14 protein-coding genes and 1 pseudogene are annotated in these 16,304 nt (G+C 72.0%); 7 read left to right on the forward strand and 8 right to left on the reverse strand.

Annotated features, from left to right (window positions below; all coding sequences use genetic code 11):
• Positions 1–350: 350 nt before the first annotated feature.
• Positions 351–1,841 carry a DEAD/DEAH box helicase gene (locus DNK56_RS01420; RefSeq protein WP_111329898.1) on the forward strand — a complete coding sequence of 497 codons (1,491 nt, stop codon included), beginning with the start codon at positions 351–353 and terminating at the stop codon, positions 1,839–1,841.
• Here the strand turns inward: DNK56_RS01420 and crcB (DNK56_RS01425) are convergent.
• Genes crcB (DNK56_RS01425) through crcB (DNK56_RS01435) form a run of 3 tightly spaced genes read right to left on the reverse strand, consistent with a single transcriptional unit; the run spans position 1,813 to position 3,019 of the window.
• Positions 1,813–2,187 (reverse strand): fluoride efflux transporter CrcB, encoded by a 375-nt coding sequence (gene crcB, locus DNK56_RS01425; RefSeq protein WP_111329899.1) that lies wholly within the window; start codon positions 2,185–2,187, stop codon positions 1,813–1,815. The genes DNK56_RS01420 and crcB (DNK56_RS01425) overlap by 29 nt on opposite strands.
• A complete protein-coding gene (locus DNK56_RS01430; protein WP_241989714.1) occupies positions 2,184–2,573 on the reverse strand; it encodes a DUF190 domain-containing protein in 390 nt (129 codons plus the stop codon). Before DNK56_RS01430 ends, crcB (DNK56_RS01425) begins: the two co-directional genes overlap by 4 nt.
• The gene (crcB, locus tag DNK56_RS01435) at positions 2,570–3,019 is read right to left on the reverse strand and encodes a fluoride efflux transporter CrcB (RefSeq protein WP_199563921.1); all 450 of its coding nucleotides are present in this window, start codon (positions 3,017–3,019) and stop codon (positions 2,570–2,572) included. The genes DNK56_RS01430 and crcB (DNK56_RS01435) overlap by 4 nt, the downstream gene beginning before the upstream one ends.
• A gap of 318 nt (positions 3,020–3,337) precedes the next feature.
• Between crcB (DNK56_RS01435) and DNK56_RS01440 the strand changes: the two genes are divergently transcribed.
• From DNK56_RS01440 to DNK56_RS01450, 3 genes are read left to right on the forward strand one after another with little or no spacing between them, the layout of a single operon-like run.
• Positions 3,338–4,129 carry an N-acetylmuramoyl-L-alanine amidase gene (locus DNK56_RS01440; RefSeq protein ID WP_111329900.1) on the forward strand — a complete coding sequence of 264 codons (792 nt, stop codon included), beginning with the start codon at positions 3,338–3,340 and terminating at the stop codon, positions 4,127–4,129.
• 47 nt (positions 4,130–4,176) lie between these two features.
• Positions 4,177–4,758: a GNAT family N-acetyltransferase gene (locus tag DNK56_RS01445; RefSeq protein ID WP_111329901.1), complete on the forward strand. Its 582-nt coding sequence runs from the start codon at positions 4,177–4,179 to the stop codon at positions 4,756–4,758.
• Between the two features lie 39 nt (positions 4,759–4,797).
• Positions 4,798–5,577, forward strand: a complete 780-nt coding sequence (locus DNK56_RS01450) for a phosphotransferase enzyme family protein (RefSeq protein WP_111329902.1) — start codon at positions 4,798–4,800, stop codon at positions 5,575–5,577.
• 22 nt (positions 5,578–5,599) lie between these two features.
• Here the strand turns inward: DNK56_RS01450 and DNK56_RS01455 are convergent, their stop codons facing one another.
• On the reverse strand, positions 5,600–5,818 hold the full coding sequence (locus DNK56_RS01455) for a DUF397 domain-containing protein (RefSeq protein ID WP_111329903.1): 219 nt from the start codon (positions 5,816–5,818) through the stop codon (positions 5,600–5,602).
• The gene (locus DNK56_RS01460) at positions 5,815–6,678 is read right to left on the reverse strand and encodes a helix-turn-helix domain-containing protein (protein WP_111329904.1); all 864 of its coding nucleotides are present in this window, start codon (positions 6,676–6,678) and stop codon (positions 5,815–5,817) included. The genes DNK56_RS01455 and DNK56_RS01460 overlap by 4 nt, the downstream gene beginning before the upstream one ends.
• A gap of 243 nt (positions 6,679–6,921) precedes the next feature.
• On the opposite strand from DNK56_RS01460, the gene DNK56_RS01465 reads away from it, so the two are divergent.
• Positions 6,922–7,365, forward strand: coding sequence for an ATP-binding protein (locus tag DNK56_RS01465; RefSeq protein WP_111329905.1), 444 nt, complete (start codon positions 6,922–6,924; stop codon positions 7,363–7,365).
• A 507-nt stretch (positions 7,366–7,872) separates the two neighbouring features.
• Here DNK56_RS01465 and DNK56_RS01470 read toward each other — a convergent pair.
• A complete protein-coding gene (locus DNK56_RS01470) occupies positions 7,873–9,414 on the reverse strand; it encodes a hypothetical protein (protein WP_111335332.1) in 1,542 nt (513 codons plus the stop codon).
• 247 nt (positions 9,415–9,661) lie between these two features.
• Between DNK56_RS01470 and DNK56_RS01475 the strand changes: the two genes are divergently transcribed.
• Positions 9,662–10,612 (forward strand): SMP-30/gluconolactonase/LRE family protein, encoded by a 951-nt coding sequence (locus DNK56_RS01475; RefSeq protein ID WP_111329906.1) that lies wholly within the window; start codon positions 9,662–9,664, stop codon positions 10,610–10,612.
• A 233-nt stretch (positions 10,613–10,845) separates the two neighbouring features.
• Positions 10,846–11,527, forward strand: a pseudogene (locus DNK56_RS01480) (glycoside hydrolase family 11 protein); the annotation flags it as partial.
• A 72-nt stretch (positions 11,528–11,599) separates the two neighbouring features.
• Here the strand turns inward: DNK56_RS01480 and DNK56_RS01485 are convergent.
• Complete coding sequence (locus tag DNK56_RS01485) at positions 11,600–12,511, reverse strand: glycosyltransferase family 2 protein (protein ID WP_111329907.1); 912 nt, start codon at positions 12,509–12,511, stop codon at positions 11,600–11,602.
• A gap of 422 nt (positions 12,512–12,933) precedes the next feature.
• Entirely contained in the window at positions 12,934–16,275 is a 3,342-nt protein-coding gene (locus DNK56_RS01490; RefSeq protein ID WP_241989715.1) for an AfsR/SARP family transcriptional regulator, read from the reverse strand.
• Positions 16,276–16,304: the final 29 nt, after the last annotated feature.

The following is a 16,304-nucleotide window of genomic DNA, read 5'->3' on the forward strand; positions in this document are numbered from 1 at the left end:
CCCGTGCATTATGGCCCCTGCGCCCGGCAGTCATCAACTGACCGGCCGGTCAGTGTCCTTGCCCCGGCGCGCCACCGGTTGCCGGTTCCCGGCAGACGAACCCGCCCGTTTCGGCCGCCCGCGACCCGTTGCCGCGCCCGCCGCCCCGGTTACCATCGAAAAGAGCCGCCCGACGCGGCACCCGGAGCCGGTCCCGTACGAAGCCCTGCGAAGGACTACGCAGGACACGGTCCGTGACCGCGCGACCGCACCCCTGCGTTCGGCTCCCTTCGACTTCGCTTCGGCTTCCTTCGACGGCGTACCGCACGCGCGACGGCACATCCCCTCGCCCCCAGACGAAAAGGTTCCGCTTGAACCGCGACCGCACACCCCGCTCCCACGACCGATACTCCCGTACCCGAGGCCAGGGCGGTGCGGGCGCCGGCTCCCGAGCGGGCGGCGGCGGATTCCGTTCCCGGGGCGCGGGCCGCTCCGGCCAGGGCCGGCCGGGCCAGGGGGGCCGCCCCGGCGGCCGCACCCGCGGGCCCGTCGCCCGGCAGGGCGAGTTCGAGCTGCCGCAGACCGTCACGCCGCCGCTGCCCCCCGTCGCGGCCTTCGCCGACCTGGACCTGCCGGACGCCGTGCCGGCCGTGCTGGCCGCCCAGGGCGTCACCGAGCCGTTCCCGATCCAGGCGGCCACCCTGCCGAACTCGCTGGCCGGCCGCGACGTGCTGGGCCGGGGCCGCACCGGCTCCGGCAAGACCCTCGCCTTCGGCCTGGCCGTCCTCGCCCGCACGGCGGGCCGCCGCGCCGAGGCCCGGCACCCGCTGGCCCTGGTCCTGGTGCCCACCCGCGAGCTGGCCCAGCAGGTGACGGCCGCGCTGACCCCGTACGCGAAGCCGCTGCGGCTGCGGCTGGCCACCGTCGTCGGCGGCATGTCCATCGGCCGCCAGACGGCCGCGCTGCGCGGCGGCACGGACATCGTCGTGGCCACGCCGGGGCGCCTGAAGGACCTCATCGAGCGCGGCGACTGCTTCCTGGACCGGGTCGCGGTGACGGTACTGGACGAGGCGGACCAGATGGCCGACATGGGCTTCATGCCCCAGGTCACCCAGCTGCTCAACCAGGTCCCGCGGGACGGCCAGCGGATGCTGTTCTCGGCCACCCTGGACCGCAATGTGGACCTGCTCGTCCGCCGCTACCTGAACGATCCGGTGGTCCACTCGGTGGACCCGGCGGCCGGTGCCGTGACGACGATGGAGCACCACGTGCTCTACGTACGCGGCTCCGACAAGTACGCCACCACGACGGAGATCGCGGCGCGCGACGGCCGGGTGATCATGTTCCTGGACACCAAGCACGCCGTGGACGAGCTGACCGAGCACCTGCTGAACAGCGGCGTCCGGGCGGCGGCGCTGCACGGCGGGAAGTCCCAGCCGCAGCGCAACCGCACCCTGGAGCGCTTCAAGACCGGGCACGTCACGGTCCTGGTGGCGACCAACGTCGCGGCGCGCGGCATCCACATCGACAACCTGGACCTCGTCGTCAACGTCGATCCGCCCGGCGACCACAAGGACTACCTGCACCGGGGCGGGCGCACCGCGCGGGCCGGGGAGTCCGGCAGCGTCGTCACGCTGGTGCTGCCCAGCCAGCGCCGCGAGATGACCCGGCTGATGGCCGACGCGGGCATCACCCCGCACATCGCGGAGGTCCGCTCCGGCGGGGAGGAGCTGAGCCGGATCACCGGCGCGCAGGCGCCCTCCGGCGTGCCCGTCACCATCACCTCCCCGCCCTCCGAGCGCACCGGGCGCGGCTCCTCGCGGGGCGGCCGGGTCAGGTCCAGAGCGCCTCGGCGAGCGTGACGCCCGCGAAGGCCGCGCCGAGCCCCACGGCCACGCTCGCCACGGCGTTGGCCGCCGCGTAGAGCCGGGCCCCGTCCTGCGCCAGCCGCAGCGTCTCGTAGCTGAACGTGGAGTACGTGCTCAGCGCCCCGCAGAACCCGGTGCCGAGCAGCAGCCGCAGCTGGGAGGAGGCGGCCCCGGCCGCCGCCGCGCCGGTCAGCAGCCCCAGCACCAGGCAGCCGGCCATGTTGACGGTGAACGTCCCCCACGGGAAGACGGTGTCGTGGCGGGACTGCACGGCCCGGTCGGTCAGATAGCGCAGCGGGGCGCCGACGGCCGCGCCGGCGATCACCAGGAGCCAGTTCACCGCCGCTCCTCCGGTATGCCGGGGGCCCCGGTGCGCACGATCTCGCAGGCGTCCAGCGTGACCGTGCGGCCGCCGGTCAGCTCCGCGATCCGCGGCAGGAACGCGCGTACGGCCGCCTCCGCGTCCACGATGACCACCGCCACCGGCAGGTCCTCGCTCAGCGAGAGCAGCCGCTGGGTGTGGATCATCGAGGAGGCGCCGAAGCCCTCGATGCCCCGGAACACGCTCGCCCCGGCAAGCCCGGCGGCATGCGCCCGGTGCACGATCTCCGTGTAGAGGGGCCGGTGGCGCCAGGTGGCGGACTCGCCGACGAGGACGGTCAGCCGCAGCCCCGGTCCGGTGGCCGGGGTTCCGTCTGTAGGGGGCATGTCCGCTGTGGTGGTCATGTCTGCCTCCACGCCAGTGCGCGGCGCGTCAGCCACACCGCGCTCCACACCGCCGCGAGGGCCGCGAGCAGCGTCACTCCCAGATAGGCCAGCCCGGTGCCGGCCCGCCCCTTCGCCACGAGGCGTTCGATGTCCACCGCGTACGTGGAGAAGGTGGTGAACCCGCCGAGCACCCCGGTCCCGAAGAACGGCCGCACCAGCCGGTGCGCCGCCCACGCCTCGGTGATCACCACCATGAACACGCCGATCACCGCGCAGCCGATCACATTGACGACGAGCGTCGCCCAGGGGAAGCCGCCGGCCCCGGTGGGCCACAGCAGGGACGCCCCGTACCTCGCGGACGCCCCGACCGCGCCGCCGAGCGCGACGACGGCGACGATCGCGGTCTGCGGGTTGCCGGTGCGGGGGCCGGTTCTCGTGCCGGTGCCGGTGCTGGTGCCGGGCATACGTCTCCTACCTGCCGGGGCGCCCGCCGGGCGCGGGCGCGCTTCTGCGCAAGTAGGGACCGTTGGCGGGCGCGTTTCGGCGTCCGCGGTTCGGGTACGGCGGGCCCCACCGCCGCGCAGCGGCCGCACGGGCCCCTGCTGCCCCCAGGATATCGCCGGGCCACGGAGGACCGGACCGCGGAGGACCGGGGCCACGCAGCGCCGGACCGCGCGGCCGCTGTCTTCCCCGGCGCACCGCCCTTATTCCGGCAGCGGCCCGTTTTCACCCGATCGGCCACCTCGCCTGCGGGCCGGGCGGTGAAGCCGCAGGGTGGAGCCATGTGGCCCCACCGAATATGGCTGGGTGCCGCGGTCCTCCCGCTGGCCCTGCTGGTGCCGCGGGACGCCCCGGTGCCCCACATCCTGGCCGAGCCGCCCCGTACCGCTTCCCACCCGCGGGCGGCCGCCGCCCCGCAGCCCGTCGTCGTCAGCCGGGCGGCCTGGCACGCGGACGAGTCCATCGTCCGGGAGCACGCCTCCTACACGGGCGCCGTGCGGGCGGTCTTCATCCACCACACGGGCGAGACCAGCGACTACGACTGCGCCGAGGCGCCCGAGCTGATCCGCAACGTCGAGGAGGCCCACATCAACGGCCGGGGCTGGGACGACATCGGCTACAACTTCCTGGTCGACCGCTGCGGCACGATCTACGAGGGCCGCGCGGGCGGCATCACCCGCTCCGTGCGCGGCGCGCACACCACCGGCTTCAACGCCGACAGCGTGGGCATCGCGGTCCTCGGCGACTACCACGACGGGGAGAGGGTCCCGGCCGCCGTCGTCCGCTCGCTGGCCGCCCTCGCGGCCTGGAAGCTGCTGCCGGGCGAGGACCCGCGCGGCAAGGTGCGCCTGCGCTCCACGAACGACGCGAGCCGCTACCCCAAGGGCGAGGTGGCCGTCCTGAACGTCATCTCCGGCCACCGCGACACGTACAGCACGCGCTGTCCCGGCCAGGCGCTGTACGACGAGCTGCCGGAGATCCGGTCGATGGCGGCGGCCATGCGCGAGGCGGCCGGGCGCGACGGGGAAGCGGCCACGGAGGACGCCGGCAACCGCCACGGCTCATCGCACTAGTGCGAAACTCACTTGACGCTAGTGCATAGGCCGTTAGGCTTCCGGTCATGCCCGCAAAGAGCCCGCACCCCGTGATCCTGACCGGCCGCCATGTCCGCCTGGAACCGCTCACCCCCGCCCACCTGGACGACCTCTTCGCCGCCGGCGGCAACGACGACGACGTCTGGCGCTGGCTCGGCACCCCGGCCCCGCGCACCCCGCAGGACCTGGAAGCCACCCTGACCGCCCTGCTCGCGGACCCGGCCTACCTCCCCTTCGCCGTCATCCACCTGGAGACCGGGCGGGCGGTCGGCTGGACCACGTACATGGACATCGACGTGGCGAACGAGCGCCTGGAGATCGGCTGGACCTGGTACGGGCGCGCGTACTGGCGGACCGCCGTCAACACGGAGACCAAGCTCCTGCTGCTGACCCACGCCTTCGAGGACCTGGCCATGGGCCGCGTCCAGCTCAAGACGGACCACCTCAACCACCGCTCCCAGGCCGCGATCGCCCGCCTGGGCGCCCGCCGCGAGGGCACCCTCCGTCGGCACCGCCGCCGCCAGGACGGCACCTGGCGCGACACGGTGTACTTCTCGCTCCTCGCGGACGAGTGGCCGGCGGCGAAGGCGAACCTGGCCGCCCGATAATGCGGTGATCGCGCGCGGCCGACCCGGCACACTGATCCGATGCAGCCAGAGGAAGAGCCGTTGTCCGGCGGGAACGTCAGCCAGGGAGTCGTTCGCGTCGGAGACACCGTCCGGCGTCCTGCCGGACCATGGACCCCGGCGGTCCACGCCCTGCTCACCCACCTGCACGAGGTGGGATTCCGGGCGGCACCCCGCCCGCTGGGCATCGACGACCAGGGGCGCGAGGTCCTGACCTTCATGCCGGGACACATGATCTGGCCCGACCGGTTCTCCCACCTGGACCCGGCTCCCCGGCTGGCCCGCGTCGCCCGGCTGATCCGGGAGTTCCACGACGCGGTCCAGGGCTTCAGCCCACCGCCCGACGCCCGCTGGCAGCAACTGATCCCCGCCGAGGGCGCCGACATCATCGCCCATCACGATCTGGCGCCGTGGAACCTCGTCATCGGGGACGACACCCAGTGGGCCTTCATCGACTGGGACTGCGCGGGCCCCGGCTCCCGCCTGTGGGACCTCGCCTACGCCATCCACGGGTTCATACCGATGTCCGCAGACCCCGAGTGGCAGCGCCGGGACGCCGCGGACCGGCTCGCGGTCTTCGTCAACGCCTACGGCCTCGACGAAGCGGAACGCCGCGAACTGGTCCCGCTGCTGGCCCGACGTACGCGTTCCATGCACGACTTCCTGCGCGACCAGGCGGCCCTGGGCACGCAGCCCTGGTCGAGACTCTGGGCAGAGGGCCACGGCGACGTCTGGCGCAACGACGCCGACTACATCGAACAACGCGCACACGAGTGGACCGAGGCCCTACTGACCTACTGACCGACTGAGGGCCACCGGCCTCCTACCGCACGTCGAAACGTCCGGCGCCGGCGGCGGTGGCGAACGCGGACAGCGCGGTGCGGGCGAGCAGCAGCGCGGGCCCGTGCGGGTCCTTGCTGTCGCGGACGGCGACGGTTTCGTCATCGACGATGCCGCACTCGACGCACTGTGCACCGGTGTCGCTGTACGAGGACTTCCACCAGGTCAGGGGAAGGGCGGAGGCGTCGGGGGTGCTGCTCATGTGCTTTTCCTTATCTCTGTGATCAGTTTCATCGACGCCTCGACGGAGAGCGCAGCGGAAGTCAACCGCTGCCAGGCGTCCCGGTGCGCAGCCACCTTGTCACTCTCCTCGACGTAGAGGGCCGAGGTCAGGCCTTCGGTGTGGACGACGTCCAGGTCAGCATGCGCGCCGAAGCCGAGAATGGTGAAACTGCCCAACTGACCCACGTGCAAGGGTGCGTTCGAGGGAAGCACCTGTAGGTTGACATTCGGGCGCTTTCCCATGGTGAGTAGCCGTCCGAGCTGTTCATGCATCAGGCCCTCAACGCTCGATGAAGATCGCAGAGCACCCTCGGCGATGATCGCCCACAGGGCGAGTGGGTCCTCGCGAGTGAGAACCGCCTGCCGTGCGAGTCGTACTTCGACCAAGGCGTCAACGCGAGCCTCGATGGCTTCGGACATCGCCGTCGCGTGGATGATCTCGCGAGCGTACTCGGCGGTATGCAACAGGCCGGGAATGGCTCCTACGTTCCACGCCGAGACCGATTCGGCCTCGGCTTCGAGACTGATCAGGTCCTCGTATACCGGCGTGACAACGCCTCGGTACGAGTGCCACCAACCCCGCTGAGCCCCTTCCTTGGTCAGCATCAGCAGCGCCGCGCGCAGTTCGTCGGTCACCTCGCGCCCGATCTCCGCGTACAGATCGAGCAGGGCGTCGATGTCCTTGGACTTGGCGGCGCTGCGAGCTGTCTCGATCCGCGACAGCTTCGAGTAGACGAACTGGCCCTTGGATCGCTCCGCGACCTCTTCGAGGGTGAGTTCACCGCGCAGCGCGCGCAACTTCGCACCGAGGCGCCGACGGCGCACTGTAGGCGCACTCACTTCTTTGCCCTCCCCTTTGGTGGCGTGCTCGACAGTCTGCCGCGATGGCTCATCGCCTGTCACCTGCGTACTTCGCACTGGTGTCCAACCTTCTATCCCTGAGTGTAAATTTCTATATTCTCGTGATTGTGCTTGCACGGAGAGTGCCGTGAAGAGCACTCTGGTGTGACGACAGATCGCAGCTTCTTGGAGTGTGCGACAGCACTTACGCATGCTCTGACGCTCACCCGTGAGGGGATACGCATGATCGAGCAATGGCGGGCCTCTACGTCCGCTCTCTGTGCACCTCCCGTTGGTCCGCCGCGCGTTCTGTTACTCGCTGGCGAGCCTCAATCGGCCAAGGCTGCAAGGGATTTCGCGCGTGAGTTCGTCTCGTACCACGTTCCGGGTGTATCCGGGGATTACGTCGAGACCGTCGTCCTGATCGCCTGCGAACTCGTCACCAACTCGATCCGCTACGGCACCGAACCCGGCGACTCCGTACGGGTCGTGCCCGACGCGGATGACGCGCGTACGCGCATCGAGGTCCACGACCCCGTGCGCAGACATCCACGTCTCCGGCCCGTCTCCTGTGAACGGGAGCGAGGGCGTGGCCTGGTCCTTCTCGACGCTCTGTGCCCCGGTGCCTGGGGGGTTTACGACATCCCGTTCGGCAAGTCCGTATGGGCGGAGGTGAAGGCGCCGTGATCACGCCGCACCCGCCGGCTTCGACGGCCGGGCTCGATGTGCCGCCCGGTCCCGGGTTCGTCGCATCAGTCGCGGCGGCGACCGGGATTCACCGGCGCGGGGACACGGGTGAGCTCGCGCAACTGCTCCTCACCCACCCAGGTGCCTGCCGCGCCAACGAGACGGACGGGACCGTTCAGGACGGGATGAGACGCCTCGCGGCATCCCTGGGGCTCGGACCCGGCGGCGCAACGCCGCCGGTGATCGGCGCCCGGATCACCGTCCATCGGGGGCGGGCGGCCCTCGACTACGGGCACGACCGGTACGTGATGGCGCTGCCCCGCCATCACGGGACTGGCTGGTCCTCCTCGGCACAGGCGCGCCGTGCCGCGTCTGCCTGGTGGCCGCGCCGCTCGCCCTCGGCGCCGACCGGTCGGCGACCGACGCGCACCTGCGCGAGAGCCTGGCGGACGGCCTGGTGTTCTGGGGCACCGCCCACGCCGGCCGCAGGCACCGGAGCAGCCGGGTTCAGCATCCGCCGCCGAAACGGCCCAGTCCGTAGGCGGAGTCCAGGCGGTACGTGCCCGGCTTCCGGACCGTCAGGCGCGTCCACTCGCCGGACCGGCTCAGGCAGGCTCCGGCGGGGCCGTGGACGCGGAGCCAGGGGGAGTGCGCGATGCGGATGACGGTCGTGCCGGGGCGGGGCATGCGCAGGGTCAGGGTCGCGTCGTCGGCGGCGGTGACCGCGGCGGGCGGGGTGGTGAGCGGGGTGGCGTTCCGGACCCGGTAGACCGTCCAGCCGTCGTCCTGCCAGACCCGGTCCAGCCACGGCAGCCCGCCCGCCACCAGGGCCGCTTCGGCCTCCGCCGGGCCGTCCGGCCGGGCGTGCGGGACGGCGACGAGGCCCACCGCCCAGCGGTCGAGCCAGGCACGGTAGCGAGCCGGGGTCAGTTCGCCCTCGTAGAACAGCCGCCCGCGCTCGACGTCGAGCTGCCGGTTCCAGCCGCGCGCCAGGTTGACGTGCGGGGCGAGCACGGCCGCCTCGCGGTGGTTGCGCGCGGGCACGGCCTCCACGCGGACCCGGCCGGCGCCCAGCCGGTCCAGCGCGGCCGTGACGCCCTCGGTCCGGGCGGCCCAGGCCGGCACGGCGGTGGACACGCGCAGGTCGTCCACGGTCTTGTCGACGAGCCAGAGCCCGGTCAGCACGAGGACGGCGGCCAGCATCCCCGTACGGACCCGGGCCCCGGCCCGGCGCGTGTCGAGGGCCGCCGCGCACAGCACCGGCACCGCGACCAGGCCGAGCAGCCGCTCCACGTTCGTGCCGATGGGCGACGCCACGAGGAACGTGAGCAGCACCCCGGCCGCGTACACGGCGGTCCCGTACCGCGTCACCCGCCACTCCCGTGTGCGGGGCGCCGCCGCGACGAGCACCGCGCAGACCAGGAGCGGCACCCACAACCGGTTGGCGTGCATGGGCTGTTCGCCGGTGAACGGGAACAGCAGCGTGGTGGCCCCGACGACGGCGAAGAACGGGACGACGAGCACGGCACCCGTCCGCCACCGGCGGTCCAGCAGATACGCCGCGCCGACGACGACCAGGAACAGTCCGGCGACCGGGCTCGCCATCGTCGCGAGCGCCCCCGCCGCCGCGGCGACCGGGGCCCGGCCGGCGTACCGGCAGGCGACGAGCGCCAGGGCGACACCCAGGGCGAACGTCGTACGCCCCGAAGCGACGTCGCACCACAGGGCGAACGCGCCGAGCAGCGCGGGCGCGAGCGCGTGGCGCATGCCCGTACGCACGAACAGGCGGGCCAGCAGCCAGGTGGCGGCGAGCCCGGACACGACGGACACGGTCCGCACCCCGAACAGGGCCATGGCGTACGTGGAGAAGACGCTGTAGTTGGCGGTGTGCGTCCCGCCGTACCACGACAGGTTGTACGCCGAGCCCGGATGGCGCGCGGTGAACCCGGCCCACGCGTACTGCGCGGCGAGGTCGCCGCCCCCGGTGGCCAGGAACGCGGCCCACACCGCGTACAGCGGCACGACGGCCGCGACGGAGACCAGCGGCACACGGTGGACCCGCCACCACGGCGCCCGTACCGCCCCGCGCGCCGAACCGTCCGCGTCCGCCCGTACCTCTTCACCCACCAGCACCCGGCACACCCTAGAAGCCCGTGACCCCACCGCCGTCCCGCCGACCGGGGCCCGTCTGCCCAACACGGCGTGTTCGCAAGGGGGCTGTGGCATCTTTCCGGCCAGGAGTGACGATCATGCGGCGGTTGACCCCGACCGCGTACGGGTGAACGGATGGAACGGCATGACCAGCGAGAAGCCCCGACTGTACGAACCGCTCGACGACCGCTTCCGGACGGGCCGGTGCATGAACGGCGACGCGGACCTGGAGGTGCTGTACACGGGCTGCCGGTGGGCCGAGGGCCCGCTGTACGTGCCGGCCTGGCGGCAGGTGATCTGGAGCGACATCCCCAACGACCGGATGCTCCGCTGGGACGAGGAGACCGGGGCGGTCGGCGTCTTCCGCCGCTCGGCGGGGCACCCGAACGGCAACACCCTGGACCGGATGGGCCGGCTCATCACCTGCGAGCAGGGCAACCGCCGGGTGACGCGCACCGAACTCGACGGCACGGTCACGGTGCTGGCCGACCACTGGCAGGGCAAGCGGCTGAACAGCCCGAACGACGCCGCCGTGAAGTCGGACGGCTCGATCTGGTTCTCCGACCCGGACTTCGGGATCACCAGCGACTACGAGGGGCACCGCGCGCAGAGCGAGATCGGTGCCAACAACGTCTACCGGATCGACCCGGACACCGGGGAGGTGCGGCTCGTCGCGGACGGCCTCGGCGCGCCCAACGGGCTGGTGTTCTCGGCGGACGAACGGCAGTTGTTCGTCTCGGACACCAAGGCCGGCCTGATCCGCGTCTTCGACGTACGGGACGACGGCACCCTCTCCGAGGGGCGGGCCTTCGCCGAGGCGGGCGCCCGCCCGGGGGCCGGGTTCGACAACCTGCGCTTCGACGACGGCGGACGGCTCTGGGCCGCCGCCATGAACGACGGCGTGCACTGCTACCACCCGGACGGCACGCTGATCGGCCGGCTCAACGTGCCGGAGGCGGTGTCGAACATTTCCTGGGGCGGCGCCAAGCGCAACCGCCTCTTCATCACGGCGGAGACGAGCCTCTACTCGGTGGTGATGGGGGTGACCGGAACCCATCCCATGGGCCGGGGACACCGCCCCTGGCTGGGCCGGTAGGGCCACGACGGGGGCTCGAAACTTTCGAAACGAGCGGTGGGCGGGTCACCGGAAGGGCCCGCCGCCGCTCGTTTCATGTCCGGGATCGACAGTTTCGCAACTCGTGCCGAAAGTATTGACACCCCTGGGGGTGGTCCAACACTGAGCGCCGTCGGCAGGCGCCCGGCCGACGACGACCTGGTCATGAGGACGAGAGGACTCCCCCCATGCACGCAGCCCCCGCACATCCCATGAACCGCTACTACTACTCGTTCTGGACGGACAGCTCCGGCACCGTCTCGATGAACCTCGGCTCCGGCGGCAGCTACAGCACGTCGTGGCGCAACACCGGGAACTTCGTCGCCGGAAAGGGCTGGAGCACGGGCGGCCGCCGCAGCGTCACGTACTCCGGCTCCTTCAACCCCTCCGGCAACGCCTACCTGGCGCTCTACGCAGTACTGGAGCGTCCGCCAGTCCAAGCGCACCGGCGGCACCATCACCACCGGCAACCACTTCGACGCCTGGGCGTCGCACGGGATGAACCTCGGCAGCTTCAACTACATGATCATGGCCACCGAGGGCTACCAGAGCAGCGGCAGCTCCAGCATCACGCTGGGCAGCACCTCCGGCGGCGGCGACAACGGCGGCGGCGACACGGGCGGCGGCAACAACGGCTGCACCGCGACCCTCTCGGCCGGGCAGAAGTGGGGCGACCGCTACAACCTCAACGTCTCGGTCTCCGGCTCCTCCAACTGGACCGTGACGATGAACGTGCCGTCCCCGGAGAAGGTCATCGCCACCTGGAACACCAGCGCGAGCTATCCGAGCGCCCAGGTGCTGACCGCCCGGCCCAACGGCAGCGGCAACAACTTCGGCGTCACCATCCAGACCAACGGCACCTGGACCTGGCCCACGGTCTCCTGCGGCACGTTCTGACCCCGGGATTCCCCCCACGGGTGCTCCGGGGCGGCGCCGACCGTCCCGGAGCACCGCCCGTCCCCGGCCGCCCTACAGAATCGGCGGCCGCCCCAGCCGAGTCATGCGCCACACGGTCCCCCACCGCATCGGCGCCCGCCGGCCGGGCGAGGTGCGAAGCCCCTCGGCGAACCCGCCCCACCAGGCGCGCAACCCGGAGAGCGAGCGCATCCGCAGCATGGCCAGGGCGATCCATACGCCGAGGTAGACCGGGATCAGCGCGGCCGGCAGCCGCCGGCGGGCGAGCCAGACCCGGTTGCGGGCGGTGAACCGGTAGTAGACGGTGTGCCGGGCGGGCGAAGTCCTCGGGTGCTGGAGGACGAGCGTCGGCACGTAGCGGATCTCCCAGCCCCCGTCGAGCGCCCGCCACGCGAGGTCGGACTCCTCGTGGCCGAAGAAGAACTCGGCGGGCCACAGTCCGATCTGCCGGAGCATCGGTACGGAGAAGGCGTGGCCGCCCCCGAGGAACGCCGTCACCGGTCCGCCGCGCATCGGATCGCCCGCCCGCAGCCTCGGCACCCAGCGCCGCTCCGTGTGCCCGTGCTCGTCGGCGACCCGGAAGCCGATGATCCCCAGGGCCGGGTCGGCCGCGAACAGCCGCCCGATCTCGCGGAACACATCCGCCGCGACGAGCAGCCCGTCATCGTCCAACTCCACGACGACGTCCACGTCGTCGCCGTCGCACAACATCCGGAGCCCGACGTTGCGCCCACCCGGGCAGCCCAGGTTCTCCGCGAGCGGCACCTTGGTCACGGCCGTCGCGCCGGGGACCCCGGCCGCGTCCAGGACATCGGTCGGCACGTCGTCGAGCGGGGTGGCGTTGCCCACCAGGACCACGCGCGCGGCCGGGACGTCCTGCTTCGCGACGGACACGAGCAGCGCCTCCAGCTCCTGGGGGCGCGTCCCCATGGTCACGATGACGACCCCGATACGCGGCACGGTCACGGCGGCTCACTCCCCTGATCGACAGGGCCCGATGGTAAGTCCTGGCGGGCCGGCGCAAATTGCGTCGCCGGAACCACGGCGCTCCGCAACTCTGGGACGACATGCCCCCCGGCGCGGCGAACCCGCCCATGCGCGCATGGGCGGGGGCCGGGTGCGAGGGGGCGGGCGGCCGCTCGGTCGGGCGGCGTCGGCCTGGCGGCTTCCTACAGGCTGTGCGGGCTGATCAGGATCATGATGCAGCCGTAGTTCAGGTTCATCGCCCATGCCGCGAGGGCGGCCACTCCGAGAATTCCGGTGACCGCCTTGAGGGTGCGCACTTTTGGTTCTTTCCTTCCCACTCAGAAAAACCGTTCGAGTGGGGAAAGGTAACAGCCGTCGCGGACAATGGATATTTATGTCAATGGCATATACCAGATGAATATTCAGTAATCATCGTCACCCTTGCGGGGGTGCTCATCAAACGTTTCTTCAAATGCATGTTCGATGACTTCCCGATGGTTGTCGTCCGCCGCCCGCAGTACCGCCGCCAGCAGCGTTCGAGCGGCGGTCTCCTCCGCGACGTCGTCCGTCCGGGCGGCGACGGCCACCGCCATCCGGAGCCGGTCCGCCGCGTCGGTCAGCCGGCCGGCGGCGAAGTCCGCGCGGCCGAGCCGCCGCAGCGCCTGGACCTCGTGGTGAGCTGCCCCGATGTTCTGGGCGATCTTCAGCGCCTCCAGGAGCCGGCGACCGGATTCGTCGACCCGGCCCAGCCGCCAGTGCGCCTCGCCGATGCCGACCAAGGTCTCCGCCTGACTCTTCCGGTCGCCCAGCGCGGCGAATTCCGTGAGCGCTTCGCCGAACATGAGGAGCGCGGTTTCCGAGTCGCCGGATTCCATCACGGTCTCGGCAAGATTTCGCCGTACCGTCGTACGGTCATATCGATTGCCCCCGGCTTCCAGGAAGGTGAGGGATTCCTCGAATGAGCGGCGGGCCGCCGTCACGTCACCCGACTGCATCTGTAATTCACCGATGTTGTTCAGCGTCTTCGCGGAAGCGGTTCTGTCGTCGGCGTTACGGAAGCCTTCGAGGGCCTTGAGGAAATGGTGGAGGGCGCGTTCACGCTCCCCCAGGAACAGCATGGTGACGGCGATATTGTTCCGGCTGCGGGCCTGCTCCCACGTATCGCCCGTCCGTGACACGAGGGCGAAGGATTTCTGGAGCAGGACGAGCGCCTTCCGGTTCTCGCCGAGGTGCCAGTTCAGCGAGCCGAGCACACGCAGCGCCGCCGCCTCGGCGGGCCTGTCGCGCAAGGTGCGGGCCAGGTCCAGGGCCCGTTCCCCGGCCTCTGCGGCCTCCTCGTAGTACCCGACGCTCGCGTCCGCCGCGCACAGGTCGATCAGGGCGTGGCACAGCGCGGACGCGTCGCCGTCCGGCCGGTCCCAGACGGCGACGGCGTGCCCGAGCAGCTTGCGGGCGTCGTGCCAGTGGCACTCCGTCTGGAGGAACCCGGCCAGTACGCAGGCGAGTCGGGCGGCCTGCCCGGCGGCCCCGTTGCGGCGGGCGTACTCCTCGACGGCCAGCAGGTTGCCGCGCTCCGAGGCGAGCCAGGACCGCGCGCCGGCGGCGTCCCGCAGGAGCGGGCGCGGCTCCGGCCGGGCGGGCGCCGGTACGGCCGGCCGTACGCGGCGCGGGTAGGCCGCCCGGTCGGCCAGGTCGGCCGTGGCGACGTAGAAGTCGGTCAGCCGCTCCAGCGCACGGCGGCGCTCCTCCTCACCGTCCGCCGATTCGCTCAGCGAGCAGGCGTACTCCCGGAGCAGGTCGTGGTAGCGGTAGCGGTCCGGCACGGGCTCCCGCAGCAGATGGCAGGCCACCAGCCCTTCGAGCAGCCGCTCCGTCGTGTCGTACGGCAGATCCAGCAGCGCGGCCGCCGCAGGAGTGGTGAACTCCGGCCCCGGGTGCAGCCCGAGGCGGCGGAACGCCGTCCGCTGCTGCGCCGTGAGCCCCCGGTACGACAGGGCGAACGCGCGGGCCATCTCCTGCTCCTGATCCGCGCTGTGGATCTCCGCGAGCCGTTCGGGGCTCCGGGCGAGCCGCTCGGCGAGGACGCCCAGGGTCCAGGACGTGCGGGCGCGGAAGCGGTGCGCCACCAGCTCGATCGCGAGCGGCAGCAGGCCGCACATCCGCACGATGCGTGCGATCTGTCCGGTGTCCCGGGTCCGCGCCTCCCCGGCGAAGCGGCGGAACAGCTCGATGGCGTCCGCCTCCGGCAGCACGTCGAGCGCGACGGACAGCGCCTGCGGTATCCCGGTCAGATGCCGGCGGCTGGTGACGATCGTCAGGCAGGACTCACCGCTCGGCAGGAGCGGGCGGACCTGTGTCGGGCCGGTGGCGTCGTCCAGGACGATGACCGCACGGCGCCCGGCCAGCATGGTCCGCCACAGCGCGGTACGTCCTTCCAGCTCCACCGGGATGGAGAAGGCGGGCGCGCCGAGCAGCCGGAGCAGGGTGGCCAGCGCCGCCCTCGCGGTGAGCGGGTCCTCGGCGGGGGAGTGGCCGCGCAGATCGATGTACAGCTGCCCGTCCGGGTAGGCGTCGGCGAGCAGCTGGGCCGTGGCGACGGCCAGGGCGGTCTTGCCGACCCCGGCCATGCCGCTGACCGCCTCCACGGTGACGACGGAATCGCCCCGCGCCACCCGGTCGGCGATCATCGACGTCAGCGCCCGCAACTCCGACCGCCGGCCGACGAGGGGCGGCTGCTGGGGCAGATTGCGGCGGGGCGGTACGAGGGGTGCCGATGCGGCGGACCCGGTCGCGGTGTTCGCCTCGGCCGGTTCGGAAGGCGTGGGCTCTGCGGCCGCCCCGGATTCGGCCGCCCCGGTCCCATCAGCCGCACCGGACGCCTCCGTCGCACCGGCCCCCTCACCCGCACCAGGTACGTCAGTCGCCCCGGCCGTTTCGGCTGTTTCGGCCGCCCCGGGCGCGGGAAGCACCGTGGCCGACGACCCTCCTGTACGTCTCGTATCGCCGCCGTGCGGCAGCTCATGCGCCGGTCTGCGTTCCAGCACCCCTTGATGGATGAGGTTCAACTCCGCGCCCGGCAGCGCCCCGTACTCCGACATCAATGACTGTCTGGCGCGCTGGTAGACGCGGAGCGCTTCCCCGTAACGGCCGCTGCCATGCAGGGACACCATCAGCAGCCCGATCAGGTTCTCGTCGTCGGGGTGCCGGTCGACGAGGGCCGTCAGCTCGCCGATCTGCTCGGCGAACCGGCCGAGCCGCAGCGCGGCCGCGATGCGCGCGGTGCTGGCGCTCAGCCGCGACTCCATCAGCGTCCGCCGCACGGTCGCCGCCCACAGACCGGGCAGCCCCGCCAGCGCGTCGCCCTGCCACAACTCCTCGGCGCGCGTCAGCAGTTCCACCGTACGGGCGTCGTCCGTCCCGGCGTACGCCGCGTCGACGCACGTCTGGAAGCGCTGGCGGTCCACCGAGCCGCGCGGGGTGCGCAGGGTGTAGGTGTGCGCCCCGGTGTCGATGAACGGCGCGTCCGGGCCGGTCCCGGCCTCCCGTAAGTACCGGCGGATGCGCGAGACGTACGAGTGCGTGTTGTTCCGCGCGCGGGCGGGCGGATCACCGTCCCACAGCCGGTTCATCAACTCGTCGATGGCGAGCGGCCGCCCCACGTCGAGAGCGAACGCCGCCAGCAGCACCCGTTCCTTGTCCGACCCGAGCTTCAGCCAGCGCCCGTCCAGCCGCAGTCCTACCGGTCCCAGAACCTGGAATTCCACCAGCGCCCCCGCCGCTCCGATGGATGGTG

The sequence above is a fragment of the Streptomyces sp. AC1-42W genome (assembly GCF_003248355.1).
GTDB lineage: Bacteria > Actinomycetota > Actinomycetes > Streptomycetales > Streptomycetaceae > Streptomyces.